This is a genomic window from Nostoc sp. GT001 (genome assembly GCF_030382115.1).
Classification (GTDB): Bacteria; Cyanobacteriota; Cyanobacteriia; order Cyanobacteriales; family Nostocaceae; genus Nostoc.
Genome location: NZ_JAUDRJ010000003.1, coordinates 2,062,017 through 2,084,765, shown reverse-complemented (window position 1 = coordinate 2,084,765; position 22,749 = coordinate 2,062,017). Strand labels below are relative to the sequence as shown.

The window sequence follows — 22,749 nt, the reverse complement described above, 5'->3', positions numbered from 1 at the left end:
GGATTGTTGTCAGGTTCTTTTCGTCCAGAAGATGAAATTTGTATTTTACGTAGCTATATCCGCCAACGTGATAGTCTCATCAGAAGTGCCAGTGTTCATATCCAACGGATGCAAAAAGCTTTAACTCAAATGAACATACAACTGCATCAAGCAGTCAGTGATATTACAGGCACTACAGGTATGGCAATCATACGAGCGATTGTTGCTGGTGAACATGACCCACAAATACTTGCAGCCAAAAAACATCACCGTGTCAAACGTAGTGAAGCAGAGATTGCAGCTGCGCTTAATGGTGATTATCGAAAAGAACATTTGTTTGTCTTGCAACAAGAGCTACATCTCTATGATGTCTACCAATCCCAAATCGCTGAATGTGACCGCCAGATTGAGGATTGCCTGAGTCAATTTAACGACAAAATTGATATTTCGCAGTTGCCCCTTTCTCCACCCAAGCATATTCGCCACAAACCTCAAGGTAATGAGCCTAACTTTGATTTGCGTACTCATCTTTACCGCATGAGCGGAGTAGATTTTACGCGTGTTGACGGTCTTGGTGTCCTGACAGTACAAATCATTCTTTCTGAGGTTGGTTTAGATCCCACATTCCGCACCCGGAACTGTCACAAAAGAAATGGCAAGGAATTTTGGAGCTAGTTTTTGATTCAAGACTAAAACTGGAGGAATGGCAGGTAAAAAATTAAGCCAGAGTATGTAAAAAAAGGAACCAGTGGAAAAAATACTGCATAAAAAAGTAGAGCTACTGAAGTTAGGGTAAGTAACTCAAAAAAGTTGATAAAAAGAAAGCTTGAGTAAAATGTTAATCAAACTAATAAATAGTAACGACGACAAGCACTAGGAAAAAATTGTAATACCCATAATCTTTGATCAGAGAGGTTGGAGATTTGTGAAACCCCATTGGCAATTAATACATGGATACCTTGAAAACATTGAAATATCCACCTGAGAGTGGGGCGGGGTGTCAGTTTACCTAATTGATTTTTTATTGCTTGGTTTTGAGCTAATAAACTTTCACGTAGCTGTCGTTGCCCTAAAGTATAAACTAGCAAACATAACCCCATAATCATAGATAAAGCTTCAATCCGCTCCCTGTTTTTGCCCTTAATCTGAGGCTTTAGCTGTTTTTTAGATATTTTAATTTCCGTCAACCGATGATATAGCAACGGACAGGGAGCTTAGGACAGCAATAAAATCACAAAGTACGCTGTTGAAGACGCGTTTCCCGCAAACTGTCCTAACGGCTTTGGCAACTGCTATACTTTAATTGCTCTGATAAATATAATGCAGCTTTTTTCGCATCTCGATGGCAAGCAAATTCTTCATTCTCTGCGGGAGTATTTCTTTCAAAGGCTACTTCGGGCAAACCAGTTTTATATTCTCCGTGTAGGTGCAGTGAACTTGAATCCAAGTGTAGCGATGATAAATCCACTCCATATTTTTTTACTGCTGCTAACGCTATTAAAGTGAAGATTCCACTTAAACCTTTTAAATATAATTGGTCTAATACTCTTCCTAACCTATCATCATTTAAATGTTCTGGTAATACTCCTTCTCCTATCAAGTGTTCACAGGCATAGGTATCCATATATTTAGGAAACATATATAACGTTCCTGATACAAAACCTAACCCGTTTAGTATCATTGCTTTGACCGCTTGACCCGCACTCACCTTTTCTTGTGGGTGCTGTCCAAGTATTTTATTTATTTGAGCTACCAGCCCTATTTCATCGATTATTCCTGCTACTATTCCCAGGTGATTTAGATTTTTTACTTCAATACTCAAGGGCGAATTCATTTTCACACCACATTTCATCAACTATTTCTAGCTTTTCATGATGGGAGCTTTTGATGTGCTAATTTTATTTATTTTTTGACTTCTACCCTGATTCTGGCTATTAACTTTACTTTTCAGTTTTTATTGTCTCAATTTTTACCAGTATTATTGATTTACTTACTGCTTTCTCTGTGTGCCAGTTTTAGGTGCGGAATGTGGGGTACAAAGCCCGGCATTTAATTGAGAACTTCTTTGCCCGACTCAAGCAGTACAGAGCGATTGCCACCCGTTATGACAAACGCAAGGTCAATTTTCTCGGTGCAATTTATCTTGCTGCTACTGTGATTTGGCTTAACTGATGACACGCCCTAGCACAAAAATTGTGGTCAACAGGGTTGAACCGTCTACCATATTCATTGGGAGACCTCAAGCTTTGGTGTCGTTACCTTTATCTTGTGATTTCCCTTTCTTTTTTGCTACCCCATCTCAACATAAGGCGTAATAATTTACGCTCCGGCAAAGCGGTCGCCTCGGCCAATATCCTCCAACAACCAGGTACGCAAGAGTGGATCTAAAACTAGCCTTGGCGGCAAAACAGCAGAATAGCTCACAAATTTATTGTTTCCAAAGAGACTTCCAGGAATACTATAGCCCAAAACCCTTATTCTTCAAGGATTTGATAGTGATGCAGAAGCCGTCCAAAGTTATTTTGGGAAAAATAGTTGACACAAGGAGATAGGTTCGCTATATTGAATAAGTGCTTGAAGCGGAGCGCGAAAGAGCGACGCTTACAGGGACACCGAACCTTGAAAATATTATAGTTTGAAAGCGATTATACAGCAAGTGTATTGCGTCAAGCAAATCAAATAAAAATAACTAAGCTGAAGTTAAAAAAGAGCAGCTAAATGAGCTATAGAGCTTTCCACAAAACGGAGAGTTTGATCCTGGCTCAGGATGAACGCTGGCGGTATGCTTAACACATGCAAGTCGAACGGTGTCTTCGGACATAGTGGCGGACGGGTGAGTAACGCGTGAGAATCTGGCTTCAGGTCTGGGACAACCACTGGAAACGGTGGCTAATACCGGATGTGCCGAAAGGTGAAAGGCTTGCTGCCTGAAGATGAGCTCGCGTCTGATTAGCTAGTTGGAAGTGTAATGGACTCCCAAGGCGACGATCAGTAGCTGGTCTGAGAGGACGATCAGCCACACTGGGACTGAGACACGGCCCAGACTCCTACGGGAGGCAGCAGTGGGGAATTTTCCGCAATGGGCGAAAGCCTGACGGAGCAATACCGCGTGAGGGAGGAAGGCTCTTGGGTCGTAAACCTCTTTTCTCAGGGAAGAACACAATGACGGTACCTGAGGAATAAGCATCGGCTAACTCCGTGCCAGCAGCCGCGGTAATACGGAGGATGCAAGCGTTATCCGGAATGATTGGGCGTAAAGCGTCCGCAGGTGGCAATGTAAGTCTGCTGTTAAAGAGTCTAGCTCAACTAGATAAGAGCAGTGGAAACTACATAGCTAGAGTACGTTCGGGGCAGAGGGAATTCCTGGTGTAGCGGTGAAATGCGTAGAGATCAGGAAGAACACCAGTGGCGAAGGCGCTCTGCTAGACACGTAACTGACACTGAGGGACGAAAGCTAGGGGAGCGAATGGGATTAGATACCCCAGTAGTCCTAGCCGTAAACGATGGATACTAGGCGTGGCTTGTATCGACCCGAGCCGTGCCGTAGCTAACGCGTTAAGTATCCCGCCTGGGGAGTACGCTAGCAACGGTGAAACTCAAAGGAATTGACGGGGGCCCGCACAAGCGGTGGAGTATGTGGTTTAATTCGATGCAACGCGAAGAACCTTACCAAGGCTTGACATGTCGCGAATCTTCTTGAAAGAGAAGAGTGCCTTCGGGAGCGCGAACACAGGTGGTGCATGGCTGTCGTCGAGCTCGTGTCGTGAGATGTTGGGTTAAGTCCCGCAACGAGCGCAACCCTCGTTTTTAGTTGCCAGCATTAAGTTGGGCACTCTAGAGAGACTGTCTTAGGTGACAAACCGGAGGAAGGTGGGGATGACGTCAAGTCAGCATGCCCCTTACGCCTTGGGCTACACACGTACTACAATGCTCCGGACAGAGGGCAGCAAGCATGCGAATGCAAGCAAATCCCGTAAACCGGAGCTCAGTTCAGATCGCAGGCTGCAACTCGCCTGCGTGAAGGAGGAATCGCTAGTAATTGCAGGTCAGCATACTGCAGTGAATTCGTTCCCGAGGCCTTGTACACACCGCCCGTCACACCATGGAAGCTGGTAGTGCCCGAAGTCATTACTCCAACCATTCGTGGAGGAGGATGCCTAAGGCAGGACTGGTGACTGGGGTGAAGTCGTAACAAGGTAGCCGTACCGGAAGGTGTGGCTGGATCACCTCCTTTTGAGGGAGACCTACACCCCTTAGATATCGAAAAGCAAACAGCTATATAGATAGTAAGTTGGTCATTCCTAGGTCGGTCGCAGACATTTGCATATTGTTGAAAGCTTTCAAACTATGATTTGGTTCGAAATGGGCTATTAGCTCAGGTGGTTAGAGCGCACCCCTGATAAGGGTGAGGTCCCTGGTTCGAGTCCAGGATGGCCTTCACCTGGAAAGTAATTGCTAATTCGTAATTTGTAATTCGTAACTAAAGACGAGTTAAAAGTTATGAGTTAGAAATTATAATCTGGGGGTTTAGCTCAGTTGGTAGAGCGCCTGCTTTGCAAGCAGGATGTCAGCGGTTCGAGTCCGCTAACCTCCACCTGTGGCAAGAGTGCCATTGAAAAATAATATTGATATATATTGAGAGTTCAGCAACATGACTTTGGAGTCAGACTGCTGAGGATTAGTCTCAGCCAGAACCTGAAAACTGCATAGTAACGCGAAATTAGCAGGCAGACACAGACATTCTTAGTGATGAGTGCCCAGTGCTGAGTACTGAGGGTCAAATCAGTGCGAAGTGGCGAGGTAACTCAGAACTAACCTATTGTAATTGTGAATGCAAAAGTTAAAGACCAAAAATTTGAGTGGTCAAGCGAATAAGGGCTAACGGTGGATACCTAGGCACCCAGAGACGACGAAGGACGTGATTACCGCGACGATATGCTCCGGGGAGTTGGAAGCAAACATAGAGCCGGAGATTTCCGAATGGGGCAACCCTATAAACTGCCTGCTGAATACATGAGCAGGAGAGAGCCAACCCAGCGAACTGAAACATCTTAGTAGCTGGAGGAAGAGAAATCAAAACAGAGATTCCCTAAGTAGTGGCGAGCGAAAGGGGAAGAGCCTAAACCAAAGGGTTACCTTTTGGGGTAGTGGGAGCAGCGATATCGAATCTAGCTGTTAAACGAAGCAGTGAAATACTGCACCAAAGAAGGTGAGAGTCCAGTAGTCGAAAACATCACGGATAGCTTACGCTCTGAATCCCGAGTAGCATGGGGCACGAGGAATCCCATGTGAATCAGCGAGGACCACCTCGTAAGGCTAAATACTCCTGTGTGACCGATAGTGAACCAGTACCGCGGAGGGAAAGGTGAAAAGAACCCCGGAAGGGGAGTAAATAGAACATGAAACCGTTAGCTTACAAGCAGTGGGAGGACTATTCAAAGTCTGACCGCGTGCCTGTTGAAGAATGAGCTTAAGCGACTTATAGGCACTGGTAGGTTAAAGCGAGAATGCTGGAGCCAAAGGGAAACCGAGTCTGAAAAGGGCGAATATTATCAGCGTTTATAGACCCGAACCCTGGTGATCTCAACCATGGCCAGGGATGAAGCTTGGGTAACACCAAGTGGAGGTCCGCACCGACTGATGTTGAAAAATCAGCGGATGAGTTGTGGTTAGGGGTGAAATGCCAATCGAACCAGGAGCTAGCTGGTTCTCCCCGAAATGTGTTTAGGCGCAGCGGTAATGATTATATCTGGGGGGTAAAGCACTGTTTCGGTGCGGGCTGGGAGACTGGCACCAAATCGAGACAAACTCTGAATACCCAGAGTACACATTGCCAGTGAGACAGTGGGGGATAAGCTTCATTGTCAAGAGGGAAACAGCCCAGACCACCAGCTAAGGTCCCCAAATCATCGCTAAGTGATAAAGGAGGTGAGAGTGCACAGACAACTAGGAGGTTTGCCTAGAAGCAGCCACCCTTGAAAGAGTGCGTAATAGCTCACTAGTCAAGCGCTCTCGCGCCGAAAATGAACGGGGCTAAGCGATGTACCGAAGCTGTGGGATTAACTAACGTTAATCGGTAGGGGAGCGTTCCGTCGTAGGTAGAAGCAGTAGCGGCAAGCAGCTGTGGACGAAACGGAAGTGAGAATGTCGGCTTGAGTAGCGCAAATATTGGTGAGAATCCAATACCCCGAAACCCTAAGGTTTCCCTCCGCCAGGTTCGTCCCCGGAGGGTTAGTCAGGACCTAAGGCGAGGCCGAACGGCGTAGTCGATGGACAACGGGTTAAAATTCCCGTACTGATTGTAGGTTGTGCAGAGGGACGGAGAAGATAAGTGTCAGCCGGATGTTGGAGTCATTGGCTCAAGCGTCGAGATGTTGAGAAACGGCGAAAACGTTTTGAGTTGAGGCGTGAGTACGACCCACTACGGTGGGGAAGTGGCATAGTCTAGCTTCCAAGAAAAGCTCTAAACACGTTAACTTACAGTTACCTGTACCCGAAACCGACACAGGTAGGGAGGTTGAGAATACCAAGGGGCGCGAGATAACTCTCTCTAAGGAACTCGGCAAAATGGCCTCCGTAACTTCGGAAGAAGGGGTGCCCACCGTAAGAAGTGGGTCGCAGTGAAGAGATCCAGGCGACTGTTTACCAAAAACACAGGTCTCCGCAAAGTCAAATCGACGCAGTATGGGGGCTGACGCCTGCCCAGTGCCGGAAGGTTAAGGAAGTTGGTCAGGGGGCAACCTTGAAGCTAGCGACCGAAGCCCCGGTGAACGGCGGCCGTAACTATAACGGTCCTAAGGTAGCGAAATTCCTTGTCGGGTAAGTTCCGACCCGCACGAAAGGCGTAACGATCTGGATGGTGTCTCAGAGAGAGACTCGGCGAAATAGGAATGTCTGTGAAGATACGGACTGCCTGCACCTGGACAGAAAGACCCTATGAAGCTTTACTGTAGCCTGGAATTGTGTTCGGGCTTGGCTTGCGCAGGATAGGTGGGAGGCGATGAAGTATTCCTTGTGGGGAGTATGGAGCCAACGGTGAGATACCACTCTGGCGAAGCTAGAATTCTAACCCATGACCGTTATCCGGTCAGGGAACAGTTTCAGGTGGGCAGTTTGACTGGGGCGGTCGCCTCCTAAAAGGTAACGGAGGCGCGCAAAGGTTCCCTCAGCACGCTTGGAAACCGTGCGGCGAGTGTAAAGGCATAAAGGGAGCTTGACTGCAAGACTGACAAGTCGAGCAGGTACGAAAGTAGGCCTTAGTGATCCGACGGCGCAGAGTGGAATGGCCGTCGCTCAACGGATAAAAGTTACTCTAGGGATAACAGGCTGATCTCCCCCAAGAGTCCACATCGACGGGGAGGTTTGGCACCTCGATGTCGGCTCATCGCAACCTGGGGCGGAAGTACGTCCCAAGGGTTGGGCTGTTCGCCCATTAAAGCGGTACGTGAGCTGGGTTCAGAACGTCGTGAGACAGTTCGGTCCATATCCGGTGCAGGCGTAAGAGCATTGAGAGGAGTCCTCCTTAGTACGAGAGGACCGGGAGGAACGCACCGCTGGTGTACCAGTTATCGTGCCAACGGTAAACGCTGGGTAGCCAAGTGCGGAGCGGATAACCGCTGAAAGCATCTAAGTGGGAAGCCCACCTCAAGATGAGTGCTCTCACCACTTTAAGTGGGTAAGGTCACCTGAAGAACACAGGTTAATAGGCGGTAGGTGGAAGTGCAGTAATGTATGTAGCCGAGCCGTGCTAACAGACCGAGGGCTTGACCTCACAAATCTTTTGCTCAATTAATTGCTGATTCGCGTTGCTTGCAGTCTTCAGGGTTTCTGAACAAGGGAAAAGGTTAAAGGGTAAAGGGTAAAGGTAAGTGTTTTTTCCCTTTTCCCCTTTCCCTTTCCCCCTTGCCCTAAAAGTTTTCCTGGTGTCTATTGCGCGGTGGAACCACACTGAACCCTTCCCGAACTCAGAGGTGAAACGCTGCTGCGGCAACGATAGTTTAGGGGTCGCCCTACGCAAAAATAGCTCGATGCCAGGTCTCATAATTCATACTAAAAGCCCCATGCTCCACAGCTTGGGGCTTTTTGTTTACAGCACTTGCGTCTATTATGAGGTACACTAGGTTAAAATATAAATAAGTAGGTCAACCTAATTAAACATAAAACGTTCAACTTGGTACTGACCTTGCACGGCTCTATTTTCTATACCCTCAATAATAGCGATCGCTAATTCATATTCATCGTCAAAAACTCGGCCGGCAAGCTCATCACGTTTGAGATGCAACCATTCGTCTTCAATGCGATTCATTTGTGGGCTATAAGGAGGTAGAAAAAAAATGTACAATCCTTGCTGTTGCCAACGTTGATGCTGCTGGCGAGCCAAAAGACTTTTGTGAACAGAGGCATTATCGTGAATGATGACGGTAATTTGTCCAGTTTCCAATAAGCGGTGTGCAGCAATTTGAGCCTGCCAATCCATGAGTTGGACATAGGTCGGTGCTTTCAATGTTCCAAGCATCAAAGCGTAATTAAAACTAGATTTCGGCTCCCAAATACCGAAGATGTTGATCCGCCTACCGCGTCGTCTATTTTGTCGAATACGTTTTTGCTCTCCCCTACGCCCATAAGTATAATCAGTGGGACTAGTGCAGTAACAACCAGATTCATCCAAGTACTTTAAACAAACCAATCCTAATTTTGCCCATAGCTTGAGTAATTCCCAATCTTGGCGTTTAGCTTTTAAATATCCTGCATTCAGATTTAAAGCCGGACAGTAGCGGATACGTTTCCANATACCACCCCTTTTTTTGAGTAGTCGCCTGATTTGTTCGGCTCCTAGTTCGATTTGTCGTTCCTCAAATAGCTTTTGACTTAGCTGCCGAGCACTGTAACGACGATTTTGTCCCAAGCATTCTTCTACTACTTGCCAATCTTCTTCTTGCCAAGTACTCTTTTTTCCACGTCCTGGCGCTTCCCACAAACCTCCTAACCCTTGAAATTGCCAGCGTTTTATTGTCTGCCTGACCGTTTGTTGTGCCCAACCTAAATACTTTGCAATCTGAGGTACATTCCATCCGTGGGCATTGAGGCGCAAAGCGATCGCTCTTTGTTTGGTTCGATGTGGTACTTTATCTGCACAACTGAGTTCTTTTAGTGTCAGGTCTTCTTCAGTAGTTAGTATTATTCTTAACGCGCTAGGCATCATCTATCACTTGATTTCTGCACTCTATCTATCTTACGTTTTTTTTGGTTGACCTACTTACTTTTAAATGAAGTCCTACTCTGTCGATCTTCGAGAAAAAATAGTTGCAGCACATCTTGAGAAAAACATCTCAATCAGGAAAGTGGCTAACATATTTTCCGTCTCAAAGAGTTTAGTACAAAAACTTGTAAAACAACAAAAAGTTGAAGGAAATTTACAATCCAAGCCGCGAGGAAAGCCACAATTTAGTCATTTAACAAATGCTGACACAGAGTTAAGGGAATTAGTTGAAGCACATCCAGATGCAACATTGATAGAGTTGTGTGAATTATTTGCAGACAAGACTGGCAATTGGGTGGGTCAAAGTGCAATGTGTCGTGCCTTACAAAAATTAGGATTAAATCGAAAAAAAAACAAAGCGGAGTACCCAAACGGGGACAGAGAGAGTTCTAAATTTAAGATTAGATTATTGGGAAAAGGTCAAACATATAGAGCCAGAAAACTTAGTATTTTTGGATGAAACTGGGGTTCTACTTGGGTTAATGAGGACTCATGCGCGTTCACAAATGGGAACAAGAGCTTACTCTCTCAGCCCATTCTATAGAGGCTCAAAAGTTACAGTAATTGCAGCAATTAGTATTAACAAAGTAGTTGCATTAATGACAATGAATGGTTCAATGGACGGCATTGCATTTGAATTATTTGTTGAGAAGTTTTTAGTACCACATTTATGGTCAGGAGCAGTGGTAGTAATGGATAATTTATCTGCACATAAACTAGATTCAATTGTGCCAATGATTGAAGCTGTAGGTGCGAAAGTTATTTGTTTACAGCGCTTCCGGCTATTATGCAATACAGTTTTTCTTCTTGTCCTCTCCTATCAAAGCTTTCAGATTTGAGGATGTACCTCATAGCTAACGGAAGTGCTGTATTGTTTCTACTAATCCTATCGCGTCTATGATTCCTGCTACTATCCCTAAATGGTCTATGTTCTGAATTTCAATGTCTTTGGTATTCAAAATCACAACAGTATTCTCCACGACTTCTGTTGCAATTCTCTCATTCATCTTTTTGTTATCAATTAATTCTTTTCACTATGAAGTTTTTCCTTTTTTCTGTCTTCGTCACAAAATTTCCTCTTCTCGCCAAATCAAGAGACTTAATACTACTTGTTCTCATTAAGTCTCTGGAATCTTGAATCTAACTTAGTTCCTATGTACTACTACGTCAGCTTTTTGTTGATGTGTGACAGTTAGGGTGCGGAAGGTGGGTTGTATCTCGATATGCGTTATCCCTGCCATTACACACCCTTAATACCACCTCTCTATTTTTTTAACATCTGTCACATTCTTTTTTCAAATCGGTATAAGTTTGAGCTTAACTTGACACCAATGGCATCTTGCCCGCCGTAATTATGCAATTTAAATGTGGAACAGCTTACCAATTAGAACTATTTTGCCTCGAAATACAATTCCAAGGCTAATAGTTCAAGTTCTCTTAACTGGACTAAACAACAATTCATCTCAAGTTCGGTTAAACACTCACCTGAACATGATTCAAGTCCACTTGAGTGAACAGTAGATCAAAGCCGCAGAACTTAAGTTTTGGACAGGATGTGGTTTAGCATAATACTTTGACTGTTACCAAAATGTGGGTAATGACGAGATTTTAATTATGGGGATTCTCTTTTTGCTTATTAAAGCCTGAATTGGTTCAAATGACTACGGGGATTATAAGTACGTATAGCCCGGATTTTTTCATAATATTCCCGCTCTTGTTGGCTGAGGTCTTTTGGTGGAACAATCGCCACTTTCACCAACTGATCGCCGCGTCCACCTTTCGGGAGGGGCCAACCTTTGCCACGTAAACGTAGAGATTGACCAGAACGGACTCCTGCTGGTAGTTTGACATTAACTGAACCATCGGGAGTGGGTACATCAATAGATGCTCCCAGAGTCGCTTCATCTGGTGTGATTGGCACTTCGCATACCAAGTTATCGCCTTCCATTTGAAAGAAGGTGTGCGGCTGAAGTTCGACTTTTAAGTATAAATCCCCCCGTTGTTGAGTCATGGGGTTAATTTGACCTTTGCCCCGCACCCGTAAGCGAGTACCAGTTTTAGCCCCAGATGGAATGTTGACATCTATTGTTTCGTTACCTAAACTGAAGCGCTTTTTCACACCATTAAATGCTTCAGCAAAAGTTAGAGCGATCGCAGCTTCACTATCCTGGGTACTACCCGCACCTCCATCTTGAAACCCAAAATCGTTAAAGCTGCTGCTAAAATGGGTTGAAGTACCTGGAGAAGTGCGGTAAGAGTGACTTCGTGCCTGACTTTGGCGCCCCGCACCACGAGGGGGAGGACCACCAAAGCGTCCTAGCAACTCATTAATGAACTCATCAAAATTGCCGTATTGACTGAAGTCAAAGTTACCCATATCTGAGCCAGCACCGCCAGATGGGAAACCTTCACCAGCTTGTTTCCAATATTGACCGAATTGGTCGTACTTTTTACGTTTATCTGGGTCTGACACAACTTCGTAGGCTTCGCTAACTTCTTTGAAGCGTGCCTCTGCCTGTTTGTTGTTTGGGTTGACATCAGGATGGTATTTGCGGGCTAGTTTACGAAAGGCTTGTTTAATTTCCTCTGCACTGGCAGTCTTGCTGACTCCCAAAATAGCGTAATAGTCTTTGAAGTCGGTTGCAGCCATCTACCAGCCTCCTATAGAAATTCCCGTTATGTTTTAGAAGAGAGATGTTTAATTTGCCTGGTATGGTGCCAAACAAAAAGAATATGATTTCAAATTAACAAAAAATATAGAAAATCAAGTGTGGTTCTCGCTCACCAAGGAATCGCAATTCCCGTACTCCGATTTTTCTGATAAGCGGCTGAGGCTGTCTAGTCCTTCTTCCCGACTTGGGGGAGCATCCCGGAGTTGACGGTGCATCCGCAAAATAATTTCTTCTGGAACTTGGCGCGATCGCCTTTTATTCCGTGCCAAACACAGCCAAACTGGTGTATCCACCCAAATTCCCCTAATGTCGGTAAAGCCCAAGTTACGGGCTAAAGCAATGACTTCACGACGATGGCGGCGTTGGGCATTGGTGGCATCAAAAATAGCTGTATTAGTTGTGGAAATAGCTTGCTGAAATTGCCACTCAATTTCGCGCCAAATCAGTAACCACGGTCCTTGAACAGCTTGGGAACCGAACAATTTCCCCCGAATGGCATCGGTAGAAATTAGCGCCATTTGAGGGGATTGTGTCAGTAATTGTTTTGCCAAAGTTGACTTCCCGCTTCCTGGAAGACCAATCAGCAAAAAAAGTGAGCAGTGAGAAGTAAGAAGTGAGGAGTAATCAGAATTTTTAGTCATTAACTCCTAACTCCTAACTCCTAACTCCTAACTCCTAACTATTAAATGATTGTTCCATCAGGAATTACAGCATTTTTCATCACGACAACGATGCCACTACGGATGTAGAAACCTTGACTTTCTCGGTCAGCTTCTTGCACGTTATCTTTATTGATGATTTTGACATCGTGACCGATACTGGCATTTTTATCAATGATGGCACCGCGAATAATCGAGTCAGTACCAATACCTACAGGAATTTCACCTTTTTCTAGGTTACATTGGCGTTCTACAAAAGGTTGGTAAAAATCTGCACCCATGAGTAAGGACTCTTCGATGACACAACCAGATTCAATTCGCGATCGCACTCCCAAAACTGAATGTTGAATGCGGCAATTTTTCAAGATACAACCTTCGCCGATAATTGATTCTGTTACCTGGCAATCTAAAAGTTTACTTGGAGGTAAGTAGCGAGCGCGGGTATAAATTGGTGCTTTTTCATCGTAGAAACTAAAAGGTGGCTGGGGCTGCTGAGTCAGCGCTAGATTTGCATGATAAAATGCTTCGATTGTTCCAATATCTTCCCAGTAGTCATCAAAAAGATAAGCTTGAACGTTGTAATCTTTAGAGGCATCAGGAATAATTTCTTTGCCGAAATCAGTCCTTTCTGTACCTTCTCTCAACAACTTGAACAAAACCTCTTTTTTAAAGACATAAATCCCCATTGAGGCGATGTAAGGCTGCTCTTGGGCTTGTTCTTTTGTTAATCCTAGTACGCTTGTATCAACACGCATTTTGATTAACGCTTCACCTTTTGGTTTTTCGCTAAAATCGATTATCCTACCAGAATCATCAATTTTCATCAAACCAAAATCTGAGGCGCGGCGCTCATCAATGGGGATGACTGAGAGAGTAATATCAGCCCCCGTTTCTCTATGGCGCTGGATAAACTGGCGATAATCCATGCGGTAGAGATGATCGCCTGAGAGAATTAGATATTCGTCTGCATTCCATTCTTCCATTAACCAGAGGTACTGACGTACAGCATCGGCTGTACCTTGGAACCAGTTGGGGTTTTCTGGTGTTTGTTGTGCGGCTAGCACTTCTACAAACCCTTCATTGAAACCAGTAAAGTTGTAAGTACGGGCGATGTGACGATTCAGGGAAGCTGAGTTGAATTGTGTCAGGACGTAGATTTTGAATATTTCGGAATTTATGCAGTTACTAACAGGGATATCGATTAAGCGATACTTACCCGCCACTGGTACTGCTGGTTTAGCGCGTAGTTTGGTTAGTGGGTAAAGCCGAGTACCCGCGCCACCACCAAGGATGATTGATAAAACTTTTTTCACAAAATTTCTCCCAGCNTGCCTTTCAACTCTCACTCTCAGTTTAGGACTGTCTGCCACCACAAGTAAGGGGGATCATCTGATTCTTTGGGATGAATTTNNNAGAATGCTGGTATGTATGGATGGTGCGGCTGATAAGNNNAAAGATAGAACATTTGTATTAATTGGAATGAAAGTAGGGAGGCGATCGCTATAGCCGAAAAATTAACAGAGAATTGTTTTTGGAACATCAGATCAAACACTGAAGCTGCCTAAACTTTTCCTCTGATTTACCAAACGCAATTGCTGCGATCGCTTTAAATACTTCACCCAAGGTTCCTCTGACAACTGTGAAATGGCATTTGGTGACAGTGTTGCTGTGAAAATATCTTTACCACTGGTGACACTACTAACGCCCAAACTTTCTAAAATAGCGATCGCAGCCGAGTCCAAAACTGATTCGGTATGTATAAAAACCGCCAAACTGGGTTCCTCTAAGTTTGGAACATCATTTAGTGCTGTAGCAAGGGCAGCATCTAGCTTTTGATAATTCATCAGCAATTCCTTGGTAAAAAAGGTAGGCAATTTTTAGCCTATCCTACAACCAAGGTATCAAATTTATGAGTTTTCATTACCTATCTTTCTACAGACTTAATGCATGAATTTCTACGTCCAATTACAGATTTAGTGCTGTTATCTTTAGCTGTTGAGCTTTTTTCAAAACCTAAATGCCCAGTATGCTTGCAAGAGTAGGCAAATAAGTTTTGAAGACTTCGGCTAGTTTACTAGCATCCGTAACAGCAGATGCTATGCCTTTAAGAGCATTGAGAGCCATTGAGCAGAGTTTATTTCCTCGTTCTCCTGATGGCTTTTTCCCTTCTTCTGCTATTGCTAAAAAAGTTGAATAGATAAAGTGATAAGTTGCCAACCCAATAGTATCGCCATCAACCTCAGCCAAAAGAACAAAAGCAAGAGGCATTTCTCCAAATAAATCAATTTCTAGCTTTTGAGGAGTTGCTTTTACAGATTCAGGACAACCATCAAATTGGGCTTTCAAATAAATCAATTCCATAATGGCAGGAATATCCCTTTGGTTTGCATCTCTAATTAGAATATTTCTGCCTTTTATGTTCTCCCTATTTGCTACTTCACTAAAACTCATTTTGGGGAATAATTTCTGTCTCATTTTTTGCTGTATTTATCCACTCTTGCATTTCTGGAAGTGCCAAAACTGACTCCACATAATTTCTAGAAACATGATCTAACTCCACATCATAGGTGATAAACCGCAGGACAACTGGAGCAAAAAACGCATCAGCAATCGTGAAATTACCAAATAACAAATTGCCAGTAGTCCCAAACTTTTGACGTGATTCTTGCCAAATAGTAGTAATGCGGTCAATGTCTTGTTGTACGCCGGGTTCTAAACCTTTCCCAGGATATTTAGTACGGCAGTTCATTGGCATATTCTGACGCAAGTTTTGAAATCCTGAGTGCATTTCTGCACTGATAGAACGGGCTAATGCTCTTGCAGCCTTATCCTTTGGCCACCATTGCAAAGTTGGAAAAGTTTCAGCTAGATATTCACAAATAGCGAGAGAATCCCACACTGTTTGTTTATCGTGCAATAACACAGGTACTTTTCCTGATGACGAATATTGCCGAATTTTCAATGAATAATCTGGGTGGTTATAAAGAGGAATCCGAATCTCATTAAATTCCAAACCGAATTGCTTCATCGCTAACCAAGGACGAAGTGACCAAGATGAATAATTTTTGTTGCCGATTACCAAAGTAAGTTGTGTCATGTTTTTAATACCGATAAAGTTGTTCAATCCACATAAACACATCAGTTTCGGAACCTGAAGAAAAAGATTTTCTGGTCGCCGGGTCGTAAGCTTGCCAATAGATATTACCGTAGCGGTCAACCTTTTGCCAAACTTGTAATTCATTAGGATCTGCTAGGACTTCTTTGACAAAATTTTTCCAAATCAGATGCAGAGATTTCCAGAAGTTTGAGTGGATTTTTTTCTGGAATGACGGACTACAATTTATTTCTATATCTTCTTTTGATAGACACCTAATGTTATTGTTCATAAAATTATTCCTGAAAGTTGCTCAGTAAATAAAACAGTAACAACATCTCAATTAGGAATCAAATCATGGCTTGCATAGGTTCTATAAATAGGATTTATAGATATGAAAAATCACTAATACAACCTTTTTGCCACAATAAAGTCAGGATGTGTATACCCTTGTTCTCATCAATTGCCTATGAAACTCTCTCAACTCCGAGCCATAGTTGCAGTAGCAGATCGTGGTAACTTTAGTGAAGCAGCCTTAGAATTGCAGCTTTCCCAGCCTGCAATTAGTCATGCGATCGCCACCCTAGAAGAAGAATTGGGTGTACCATTATTTGCGAGAGGTCGTCACGGTGCTGTGCTGACACCAGCTGGAGAGCGTATTTTGTATCATGCGCGTCAAGCAATGCAGCATCTAAAGATGATGCAACACGAAGCAAACCTACATAAAGGTTTACACGGTGGCCATGTGCGAATTGCGGCTTTTCGGAGCGTTGCTACTCATCTATTACCAAAAGCGATCGCCCAATTTCACAATCAATTCCCAGAAATTGCTGTCACAATCATAGAGTGTGCTGCTTTCACGGATGTAGAGCAGTGTTTGCATGATGGACGTGCCGATATTGGTATTACCTGTCTGCCAACTGGTGAAGAATTTGAAACCTGGGAAATTTTTCGGGATGAGTATATAGCTTTACTACCACCAGATACCAAAATTAGCAGTCCGAAAATTACTTGGGAAGACATAGCAGCCTATCCGCTCGGTTTTACTTCCTTGTACTCCCTGTGGACGCATTCTTCACAACCACCTGAAGACTTTCGCAATTCCAATCCATACTGCTAGCGACATTCAAGAAGATTCCACAGTCGTTAGCATGGTGAATCAAGGACTGAGAGCAGCTATTATGCCTCGTTTAGCAGCTGTACCCATTCCCCTAAAGGTGCAGGTATACAGTTTACCTGCACCGCTTGAAAGAGTCATTGCAACTGCAACTTTATCTAATGCTCTGCAAGTACCTGCGGTATTCACATTTTTGGAGATGTTGAGTAAATTTGATTTTTATAGTTTAGCTAAATTCACTTATTGAACACATCCGAATTACGAACTTGTATTGAGCGTCTTGCCTTGAGCGTATCGCTAAAGCGAAAGCTCCGCTAACGCGTAGCGTCTCGTAGAGAAGTCGAAAGGAGCCGAAATATTACGCATTACTTAACCCAATGCCTCCTTTAGCGAATTCTTCAACGGTTTTTTGGGAGAATTCATGAGTTGCGATCGCCTGCAACATTGCCAATGGTAAAGTTAAATGATTCGCCCCGGCTTGCAACGATGCGGCTGCTTCTTCAGGAGATTTGATACTAGCTGCCAAGATTTCCGTATCACTACCTTTGAGTACGCTAGCCATATCCCGCACTAAAGCAATACCATCACCTAACAATCGGGTAGCTCGATTTACATAAGCTATGGCAATTTTAGCTCCTGCTTCCCGTGCTACTGCTGCCTGTGCTGCACTATAAATCGCTGTCACCGAACAGGTAATCTCTGGTGAGAGACTCGCCACCACTTCAAATCCTAACGGTGTTGCGGGAATCTTCAAAATTGTTTGTGAACCAATAATCTCGAAAGCTTTTCTAGCTTCAGCTAGCATCCCAGCTTTATCAGATGCCATAAGTTGATAGTATAACGGGCCATTTGTCAAGGCAACCAATTTTTTGAGCGTGGTTTCTGGTGGAGTATCGCTTTGAGATAACAGCGTGGGATTTGTGGTGATACCTTTTACCCATCCCCAAAGCTTAACAACTTCAGCTTCCGATGCGATCGCGGAGTCTAGATATAGTGCCATACTTAATTCCTCACTTTTCCTACCTGCATTTCTGCTGCTATACACCCTACATCGTTCAGAAGCTTTGCACTGATATTTCTGCCAATCCCTATCAGGTAAGTATTTTACCTGCTTATTCCCCTTTCCTGAAGAAATGCATCAAATGTAAACCTATCAGGTAGCGAAGTTTGTGCGCCTGGTTTTGTTGCTGTCAAAGCACCCGCTGCTGCACCCCAAACAACTGCTTGATGTAAGGAAAGTCCTTCAAAAAGTGCTGCCGCTAAACCACCATTAAAAGCATCGCCTGCGGCTACTGTGTCAACTGCATGAATTGAAAACGCAGGTACAAAAAACTTTTCTTCAGCAGTGGCACAAAAAACACCCTTAGCACCCAATTTGACGATCGCACATTTCACACCCCGTTGTAATAAAACCGCAGCAGCTTTGGCTGCTTGTTCTTCTCCATTCACAGGAAAACCAACCAACTGCGCTGCTTCAACTTCATTCGGTGTAATAATATCAACCAATGGATACAATTCATCTGGTAAATTAGACTGTGCGGGTGCGGGGTCAAAAATTACTTTTATATTTGCACCTTTTGCGGCTTTAGCAGCAGCAATCACGGCAGTAATCGGAATTTCTAGTTGTAAAAGTAGTGCTGTAGCTTCTGGTAATAAGTGGGATAATCGCTCTACATCTTCTTGATTGACGCGCCCATTTGCACCAGGAATAACGACGATTTGATTTTCACCAGTCTGACTCACGGTGATAATAGCGACTCCAGAACTAACAGTTTTATCCACAAAAATGTTATCAGTCTGCACACCAGATGTTTGCAAATTGTTAACAAGTTCCTTACCAAAATCATCTGCACCTACACGCCCTACTATCTGGGTAGGAATGCCCAATTTTGCTAATGCTACGGCTTGATTGGCTCCTTTCCCTCCCGAAACTTTAAAAAATTCTTCTCCTAGCAACGTTTCTCCTGCGACTGGCAACCGGGGTGTTGTTGCTACCAAGTCTATATTTATGCTGCCGAAGACGATAATACTCATAATGCTGATTTCTATTGATAATATTATAGGATGCGATCGCAAACTGCATAAATATCGCCTTTACTCAGGAACTTGCATAAGAACTGTGATGTCTACGATGGGCTGTTAGGTGACGCACTAGGCTAAGACATCTAAAAATATCCTATTTTGGGATTATCCGAAATCGGGTTTATTGTGTTCAACGTATACATAGTGCTAAAGCCAAGGCACAATGAAATTTGTTTTCAGCCAAGACTATGAAATATTCCGTCGCTGTATGATTGCGGCTCGTAAGGAAGCAAAATTAACTCAACAGACTCTTGCTAAATCGTTGAAAAAGCCACAATCTTTTGTAGCCAAATACGAAAATGGTGAACGGCGGTTAGATGTAATTGAGTTTCTATTAGTTACTCGCGTAATCGGTATAGATCCTTGCGATATTCTCAGAAAAGTTGAACAAGGAATATCTGAAGCATCTTGTGAGGAAGAGGTATGAAGACACAGGATGTAATCAGGCTGGCATCTCAGTATATAGATAATTTATCGGGTCATATTTTTGACGTTTTAGATATATCTAAGCCTGTAACTGTAGATGCAGCACTAAACTTGGCTAAAGTTATTTCAAAGCTTTCACCCTTACTCGGAAATTTAATCGAATTTAACACAGTAGAATTTTTGAATAAACAAAATGAATTTTCTGACTTTGGAAACTGGCAGAGACAAGATCCAGGTTTTCCAGATACTATTTTTGTAGGAAAAGTTCAACCGACACCAGGATTAGAAATTAAAGCATGGTTTCCATTAGCAACAGAAATAACAGCACGCTTTAAAGACAGTCAAAATCATTTTAAGTACGATCAAACCTATGTTGCTATGCTGGCATGGTTGCCGGAGAAAATTATCTATGGCAAGCCTCGTATTCTTGATGTATGTGTTGTCTCTGGTTTGTCTGTAGCTTTAGCTAGAGATACTCATTATCATAATCCGCCAGATTATATTGTTTTGGAGCCAGAAGATACAACTCAAAGAACAGCAAATTTACAGCAGACAAACACTAGCGGTTATAAATTTCAAGGATCTGTTGAAGAGTTATTAGAAGCTAAAAAAATAGTTGACTCATGGGGTGTTGAAGGAAAAATCTATAAACCAACTAGAGAATATCAGCACCTTCTACGTGAACTATTGATCCGGTATAAATACAGACTGGATACTAATTTTGCAAAGATGGACAGAATTGTGCATCCAGGTATTGAAAAATTTAAGCAGCGTGTCTATAATATTGAAGTTTCTAGTATTACAGTTAGTCAATGGAATAAGCTGCTATCAAGTCATCGAGAAGACAGAATCAAAAAATTTTTACAAGATTATCTAGAGATTAGAGAAGCGAGCATTGATGAACTTCTTGATTAAATCTCTGCACTCCATAATAAAAATAATCTGGATCAATTTCGCAAGAGTAAGCTTTTCGTCTCAGTTTACGTGCTGCTAGAGATGTACTGAATAGTCCTCCGAAAGGTTCCCAGATAACATCGTTCTCATCACTTGAAGCTTCAATAATAACGCCCATCAAATCAAGAGGCTTCTGATTAAGATGTAGTGCTTTTCCAGAAGGAATCTTAACTCTTTCATTGCCCCGTAGAGCTTGTCGATCCCAAACATTTGTAAAACCATAAGGGCATTTGAATTTTGAGCGCATCTTACTCCATTGTTGTCCTGTTAAAGATTGGTTTCCATCTAAAGAAAAGTAAGGTCTTCCTTCTGGATTTCCATGATCGTTTGCATAGTTCACTAACCTCTCAAACATCTCTGGAGGAGGGAAATACCATAAGTGTCCTTGATCGAAATACTTCCTAGTTGCAGCATTAGCTACACCACAAGCCTCGTTTGCTTGTCGTCGTCGTAATCCAGAACGTTTCCACTCTTTTAACAACCATTCTTTCAGGGTCAGTTCCTTGACTTTAACTTCTCTTACATATTGAACACACACTTCTGTAACAACAGGAAATCTACGAATTTTTTCTGTATTAACATTCCCTGCTATATGACCTTTTCCTTTGTTCCAAATATTACAATTAGCATAACGCCAACCATGCTTTTCTAAAATTGGATGCACAACAGCCCAGCCAATTTCTGAATTCCAAAACCATAGTGTTGTGCATGGTATGGCTGCTTTTGACCATGCTTCAATATGAGGTTCATACCAATTAGGTAAATCAATATGATCTGAAGTATCTCCTTCAAAACCAAGAACACCGTAAGCTCCATCTGAAACGATGACTGTAGGCTGCTCCCAATTGTTGTAATGTTCGAGACTATCACCCATATATAGAGCAACACTTTCATCATTCCATGCAGAAAAATTTAAGTTAGTGTTGAGGTTGACTACTTTTCCACGACCAACTGTGCTGGTAGCCTTGCGTTTTAAAGTCTTGAGAGAACTCGGTTCTGGGTTAGATAGACTCATTTATTGGTTTACTTGGCTCTGAAACTTGAGTACCTCTGATTTTATCCTATTTTGGGATACTTATATCATAATGTAGCTAGTATTCCTATAGGTATGCGATTTGTTACAATTGTTTTAACGCTTAACTAAAGATAAATTTGGTGTCAGCCTTTGCAAAACTTGCTTCAACACCATCACTGTCCAATCTATATCAGCTTCCGTCGTCTCACGCCCCAATGTGATGCGAATTCCACCCAAAGCGGCTTTTTCCGAATAGCCCATCGCTAAAAGTATCGGGCTAGGACTAAGTTTACCACTGTGGCAGGCAGCACCAGCACTGATGCCAATGCCTGCAAGGTTTAGCTGTCGCACCAAGGTTTTACCGCTAAGTTTTTCCCCATCGGCGTTTTCTAAGCACATACTGACATGATGAGGTAAACGATCGCAAACATCCCCTGTAGGGATTAAACCAGGAATCTCAGCTAATTGGGCAAAAGCGCGATCGCGTAATTCAATCAATCGTGGTGTTTCTGTAGCCAATTCTTCGGCTGCTAATTCTGCTGCTACACCAAACCCCGCTATTATCGGTACTGCTTGCGTACCAGAACGCAGTCCCATTTCTTGCCCACCACCACCCAGCAAGGGCATTAACTCCACACCAGGACGCACATATAACGCTCCTGCACCTTGCGGCCCATATATTTTATGACTGGAAAGGCTAAGTAAGTCTACAGGAAGTTGTTGCACATTTATGGGTAAGCGTCCCGCAACTTGCACCGCATCTGTGTGGAACAAAGCACCATGCGATCGCACAATTTTACCCAGTTCTGCGATCGGTTGCACAGTCCCAACTTCACTTTGACCGTAAATTATAGAAACTAAGGCTGTGTTATGTCGCAACGCCGCTTTTAAATTTAAGGGATTGACTCTACCTTTAACATTTACAGACAAGCGCGTAACTTCCCAACCCCACATTTCTAGCAACCTTGCTGTCTCAGAAATTGCAGAATGTTCAACGCTGGAGATAATTAGATGTTGAGGTACAGCATACAACCGAGCCACACCCATAATCGCCAAATTATCTGCCTCAGTGCCACCAGAGGTAAAAACAATCGATTCAGGGGTAGCGGCATTAATTAAACCAGCAACTTGGACTCTGGCTTGTTCTACAACCGTTGCCGCCCGTTGTCCCCACTCATGTAAACTGGAGGGATTGCCCCACTGTTGAGTGAGGATTGTTTGCATAACTGCGATCGCTTCTTTTCGAGTTGGAGTAGTGGCGCTGTAATCTAGATAAATTTGCATAAAACCGATAATAGTGAGAACACACGTTGGTGATAGACTGCGGATTTGTCAGCATATACAGTTTTAGTGAACAAATCCTGAAAAAAATATCTGTAATTTTACATCTAGCAGTGAATTTTTTCCTTGACTTGGAAACTTATTTCTCTACTTAATTCAGAACACAAAATTTTGGGAATGATAAATATATCCACTCCCAATCCACTTTTAA

At 43.3% G+C, this 22,749-nt stretch carries 19 protein-coding genes, 2 tRNA genes, 3 rRNA genes and 5 pseudogenes; 13 read left to right on the top strand and 16 right to left on the bottom strand.

Annotation, left to right across the window (positions count from 1 at the left end; translation table 11 throughout):
• The first annotated feature begins 6 nt into the window (after nucleotides 1-6).
• Nucleotides 7-654 carry a hypothetical protein gene (locus tag QUD05_RS11770; RefSeq protein WP_289796203.1) on the top strand — a complete coding sequence of 216 codons (648 nt, stop codon included), beginning with the start codon at nucleotides 7-9 and terminating at the stop codon, nucleotides 652-654.
• Between the two features lie 167 nt (nucleotides 655-821).
• Here QUD05_RS11770 and QUD05_RS11765 read toward each other — a convergent pair.
• Nucleotides 822-1,115: pseudogene (locus QUD05_RS11765) on the bottom strand (IS1634 family transposase); the annotation flags it as partial.
• A 275-nt stretch (nucleotides 1,116-1,390) separates the two neighbouring features.
• A pseudogene (locus QUD05_RS11760) lies at nucleotides 1,391-1,813 on the bottom strand (DUF4277 domain-containing protein); the annotation flags it as partial.
• Between the two features lie 200 nt (nucleotides 1,814-2,013).
• On the opposite strand from QUD05_RS11760, the pseudogene QUD05_RS11755 reads away from it, so the two are divergent.
• Nucleotides 2,014-2,151: pseudogene (locus QUD05_RS11755) on the top strand (transposase); the annotation flags it as partial.
• Between the two features lie 162 nt (nucleotides 2,152-2,313).
• Here the strand turns inward: QUD05_RS11755 and QUD05_RS11750 are convergent.
• Nucleotides 2,314-2,403 (bottom strand): annotated as a pseudogene (locus tag QUD05_RS11750) (carboxylating nicotinate-nucleotide diphosphorylase); the annotation flags it as partial.
• 315 nt (nucleotides 2,404-2,718) lie between these two features.
• On the opposite strand from QUD05_RS11750, the gene QUD05_RS11745 reads away from it, so the two are divergent.
• From QUD05_RS11745 to rrf, 5 genes are all read left to right on the top strand, one after another.
• Nucleotides 2,719-4,213, top strand: a 16S ribosomal RNA gene (locus QUD05_RS11745).
• A gap of 130 nt (nucleotides 4,214-4,343) precedes the next feature.
• Nucleotides 4,344-4,417, top strand: a tRNA-Ile gene (locus QUD05_RS11740).
• A gap of 83 nt (nucleotides 4,418-4,500) precedes the next feature.
• A tRNA-Ala gene (locus QUD05_RS11735) sits at nucleotides 4,501-4,573 on the top strand.
• 267 nt (nucleotides 4,574-4,840) lie between these two features.
• Nucleotides 4,841-7,750, top strand: a 23S ribosomal RNA gene (locus QUD05_RS11730).
• 147 nt (nucleotides 7,751-7,897) lie between these two features.
• A 5S ribosomal RNA gene (rrf, locus tag QUD05_RS11725) occupies nucleotides 7,898-8,015 on the top strand.
• Together the 16S, 23S and 5S rRNA genes with 2 tRNA genes alongside form the textbook arrangement of a ribosomal RNA operon.
• A gap of 110 nt (nucleotides 8,016-8,125) precedes the next feature.
• On the opposite strand, the gene QUD05_RS11720 is transcribed toward rrf, so the two are convergent.
• Nucleotides 8,126-9,178, bottom strand: coding sequence for an IS630 family transposase (locus tag QUD05_RS11720; protein WP_502911429.1), 1,053 nt, complete (start codon nucleotides 9,176-9,178; stop codon nucleotides 8,126-8,128).
• 67 nt (nucleotides 9,179-9,245) lie between these two features.
• On the opposite strand from QUD05_RS11720, the gene QUD05_RS11715 reads away from it, so the two are divergent.
• Nucleotides 9,246-9,698, top strand: a complete 453-nt coding sequence (locus QUD05_RS11715) for a helix-turn-helix domain-containing protein (RefSeq protein ID WP_289796201.1) — start codon at nucleotides 9,246-9,248, stop codon at nucleotides 9,696-9,698.
• Between the two features lie 22 nt (nucleotides 9,699-9,720).
• On the top strand, nucleotides 9,721-10,077 hold the full coding sequence (locus tag QUD05_RS11710; protein ID WP_289799940.1) for a transposase: 357 nt from the start codon (nucleotides 9,721-9,723) through the stop codon (nucleotides 10,075-10,077).
• Between the two features lie 30 nt (nucleotides 10,078-10,107).
• On the opposite strand, the pseudogene QUD05_RS11705 reads toward QUD05_RS11710, so the two are convergent.
• From QUD05_RS11705 to QUD05_RS11670, 8 genes and pseudogenes are all read right to left on the bottom strand, one after another.
• A pseudogene (locus tag QUD05_RS11705) lies at nucleotides 10,108-10,245 on the bottom strand (DUF4277 domain-containing protein); the annotation flags it as partial.
• Nucleotides 10,246-10,874: 629 nt separating this feature from the next.
• Nucleotides 10,875-11,888, bottom strand: coding sequence for a DnaJ C-terminal domain-containing protein (locus QUD05_RS11700; RefSeq protein WP_289796200.1), 1,014 nt, complete (start codon nucleotides 11,886-11,888; stop codon nucleotides 10,875-10,877).
• Nucleotides 11,889-12,002: 114 nt separating this feature from the next.
• Nucleotides 12,003-12,551, bottom strand: a complete 549-nt coding sequence (locus tag QUD05_RS11695) for an AAA family ATPase (RefSeq protein WP_289796199.1) — start codon at nucleotides 12,549-12,551, stop codon at nucleotides 12,003-12,005.
• Between the two features lie 41 nt (nucleotides 12,552-12,592).
• Nucleotides 12,593-13,882 (bottom strand): glucose-1-phosphate adenylyltransferase, encoded by a 1,290-nt coding sequence (locus QUD05_RS11690; protein ID WP_289796198.1) that lies wholly within the window; start codon nucleotides 13,880-13,882, stop codon nucleotides 12,593-12,595.
• A 231-nt stretch (nucleotides 13,883-14,113) separates the two neighbouring features.
• A complete protein-coding gene (locus QUD05_RS11685; RefSeq protein ID WP_289796197.1) occupies nucleotides 14,114-14,413 on the bottom strand; it encodes a hypothetical protein in 300 nt (99 codons plus the stop codon).
• A gap of 169 nt (nucleotides 14,414-14,582) precedes the next feature.
• The gene (locus tag QUD05_RS11680) at nucleotides 14,583-15,020 is read right to left on the bottom strand and encodes a GNAT family N-acetyltransferase (protein WP_289796196.1); all 438 of its coding nucleotides are present in this window, start codon (nucleotides 15,018-15,020) and stop codon (nucleotides 14,583-14,585) included.
• Nucleotides 15,010-15,666: a glutathione S-transferase family protein gene (locus QUD05_RS11675; RefSeq protein ID WP_289796195.1), complete on the bottom strand. Its 657-nt coding sequence runs from the start codon at nucleotides 15,664-15,666 to the stop codon at nucleotides 15,010-15,012. The genes QUD05_RS11680 and QUD05_RS11675 overlap by 11 nt, the downstream gene beginning before the upstream one ends.
• 4 nt (nucleotides 15,667-15,670) lie before the next feature.
• Complete coding sequence (locus QUD05_RS11670) at nucleotides 15,671-15,955, bottom strand: hypothetical protein (protein ID WP_289796194.1); 285 nt, start codon at nucleotides 15,953-15,955, stop codon at nucleotides 15,671-15,673.
• Nucleotides 15,956-16,132: 177 nt separating this feature from the next.
• On the opposite strand from QUD05_RS11670, the gene QUD05_RS11665 reads away from it, so the two are divergent.
• Complete coding sequence (locus tag QUD05_RS11665) at nucleotides 16,133-16,783, top strand: LysR family transcriptional regulator (RefSeq protein WP_289796193.1); 651 nt, start codon at nucleotides 16,133-16,135, stop codon at nucleotides 16,781-16,783.
• Between the two features lie 61 nt (nucleotides 16,784-16,844).
• The gene (locus tag QUD05_RS11660; RefSeq protein ID WP_289796192.1) at nucleotides 16,845-17,027 is read left to right on the top strand and encodes a type 2 periplasmic-binding domain-containing protein; all 183 of its coding nucleotides are present in this window, start codon (nucleotides 16,845-16,847) and stop codon (nucleotides 17,025-17,027) included.
• A gap of 111 nt (nucleotides 17,028-17,138) precedes the next feature.
• On the opposite strand, the gene QUD05_RS11655 is transcribed toward QUD05_RS11660, so the two are convergent.
• Together QUD05_RS11655 and rbsK are read right to left on the bottom strand one after the other, a co-directional pair.
• Nucleotides 17,139-17,780: a transaldolase family protein gene (locus QUD05_RS11655; RefSeq protein WP_289796191.1), complete on the bottom strand. Its 642-nt coding sequence runs from the start codon at nucleotides 17,778-17,780 to the stop codon at nucleotides 17,139-17,141.
• Nucleotides 17,781-17,884: 104 nt separating this feature from the next.
• Nucleotides 17,885-18,814: a ribokinase gene (gene rbsK / locus QUD05_RS11650; protein ID WP_289796190.1), complete on the bottom strand. Its 930-nt coding sequence runs from the start codon at nucleotides 18,812-18,814 to the stop codon at nucleotides 17,885-17,887.
• Between the two features lie 211 nt (nucleotides 18,815-19,025).
• Here rbsK and QUD05_RS11645 point away from each other — a divergent pair, with 211 nt between their 5' ends.
• Complete coding sequence (locus QUD05_RS11645; RefSeq protein WP_289796189.1) at nucleotides 19,026-19,289, top strand: helix-turn-helix domain-containing protein; 264 nt, start codon at nucleotides 19,026-19,028, stop codon at nucleotides 19,287-19,289.
• Complete coding sequence (locus QUD05_RS11640; RefSeq protein WP_289796188.1) at nucleotides 19,286-20,203, top strand: hypothetical protein; 918 nt, start codon at nucleotides 19,286-19,288, stop codon at nucleotides 20,201-20,203. The genes QUD05_RS11645 and QUD05_RS11640 overlap by 4 nt, the downstream gene beginning before the upstream one ends.
• Here QUD05_RS11640 and QUD05_RS11635 read toward each other — a convergent pair.
• Both QUD05_RS11635 and QUD05_RS11630 read right to left on the bottom strand, forming a co-directional pair.
• Nucleotides 20,169-21,257, bottom strand: a complete 1,089-nt coding sequence (locus QUD05_RS11635) for a DNA methyltransferase (protein ID WP_289796187.1) — start codon at nucleotides 21,255-21,257, stop codon at nucleotides 20,169-20,171. The genes QUD05_RS11640 and QUD05_RS11635 overlap by 35 nt on opposite strands.
• Nucleotides 21,258-21,371: 114 nt before the next feature.
• Entirely contained in the window at nucleotides 21,372-22,541 is a 1,170-nt protein-coding gene (locus QUD05_RS11630) for a cysteine desulfurase family protein (protein ID WP_289796186.1), read from the bottom strand.
• Between the last annotated feature and the right edge of the window lie 208 nt (nucleotides 22,542-22,749).

What these genes read in the sequence shown, in the direction of transcription:
- QUD05_RS11715 (WP_289796201.1), top strand. Translation starts at nt 9,246, where the DNA reads ATGAAGTCCTACTCTGTCGATCTTCGAGAAAAAATAGTTGCAGCACAT.
- QUD05_RS11710 (WP_289799940.1), top strand. Translation starts at nt 9,721, where the DNA reads ATGAGGACTCATGCGCGTTCACAAATGGGAACAAGAGCTTACTCTCTC.
- QUD05_RS11700 (WP_289796200.1), bottom strand. Translation starts at nt 11,888, where the DNA reads ATGGCTGCAACCGACTTCAAAGACTATTACGCTATTTTGGGAGTCAGC.
- QUD05_RS11695 (WP_289796199.1), bottom strand. Translation starts at nt 12,551, where the DNA reads ATGACTAAAAATTCTGATTACTCCTCACTTCTTACTTCTCACTGCTCA.
- QUD05_RS11685 (WP_289796197.1), bottom strand. Translation starts at nt 14,413, where the DNA reads ATGAATTATCAAAAGCTAGATGCTGCCCTTGCTACAGCACTAAATGAT.
- QUD05_RS11680 (WP_289796196.1), bottom strand. Translation starts at nt 15,020, where the DNA reads ATGAGTTTTAGTGAAGTAGCAAATAGGGAGAACATAAAAGGCAGAAAT.
- QUD05_RS11675 (WP_289796195.1), bottom strand. Translation starts at nt 15,666, where the DNA reads ATGACACAACTTACTTTGGTAATCGGCAACAAAAATTATTCATCTTGG.
- QUD05_RS11670 (WP_289796194.1), bottom strand. Translation starts at nt 15,955, where the DNA reads ATGAACAATAACATTAGGTGTCTATCAAAAGAAGATATAGAAATAAAT.
- QUD05_RS11665 (WP_289796193.1), top strand. Translation starts at nt 16,133, where the DNA reads ATGAAACTCTCTCAACTCCGAGCCATAGTTGCAGTAGCAGATCGTGGT.
- QUD05_RS11660 (WP_289796192.1), top strand. Translation starts at nt 16,845, where the DNA reads ATGCCTCGTTTAGCAGCTGTACCCATTCCCCTAAAGGTGCAGGTATAC.
- QUD05_RS11655 (WP_289796191.1), bottom strand. Translation starts at nt 17,780, where the DNA reads ATGGCACTATATCTAGACTCCGCGATCGCATCGGAAGCTGAAGTTGTT.
- rbsK (WP_289796190.1), bottom strand. Translation starts at nt 18,814, where the DNA reads ATGAGTATTATCGTCTTCGGCAGCATAAATATAGACTTGGTAGCAACA.
- QUD05_RS11645 (WP_289796189.1), top strand. Translation starts at nt 19,026, where the DNA reads ATGAAATTTGTTTTCAGCCAAGACTATGAAATATTCCGTCGCTGTATG.
- QUD05_RS11640 (WP_289796188.1), top strand. Translation starts at nt 19,286, where the DNA reads ATGAAGACACAGGATGTAATCAGGCTGGCATCTCAGTATATAGATAAT.
- QUD05_RS11635 (WP_289796187.1), bottom strand. Translation starts at nt 21,257, where the DNA reads ATGAGTCTATCTAACCCAGAACCGAGTTCTCTCAAGACTTTAAAACGC.
- QUD05_RS11630 (WP_289796186.1), bottom strand. Translation starts at nt 22,541, where the DNA reads ATGCAAATTTATCTAGATTACAGCGCCACTACTCCAACTCGAAAAGAA.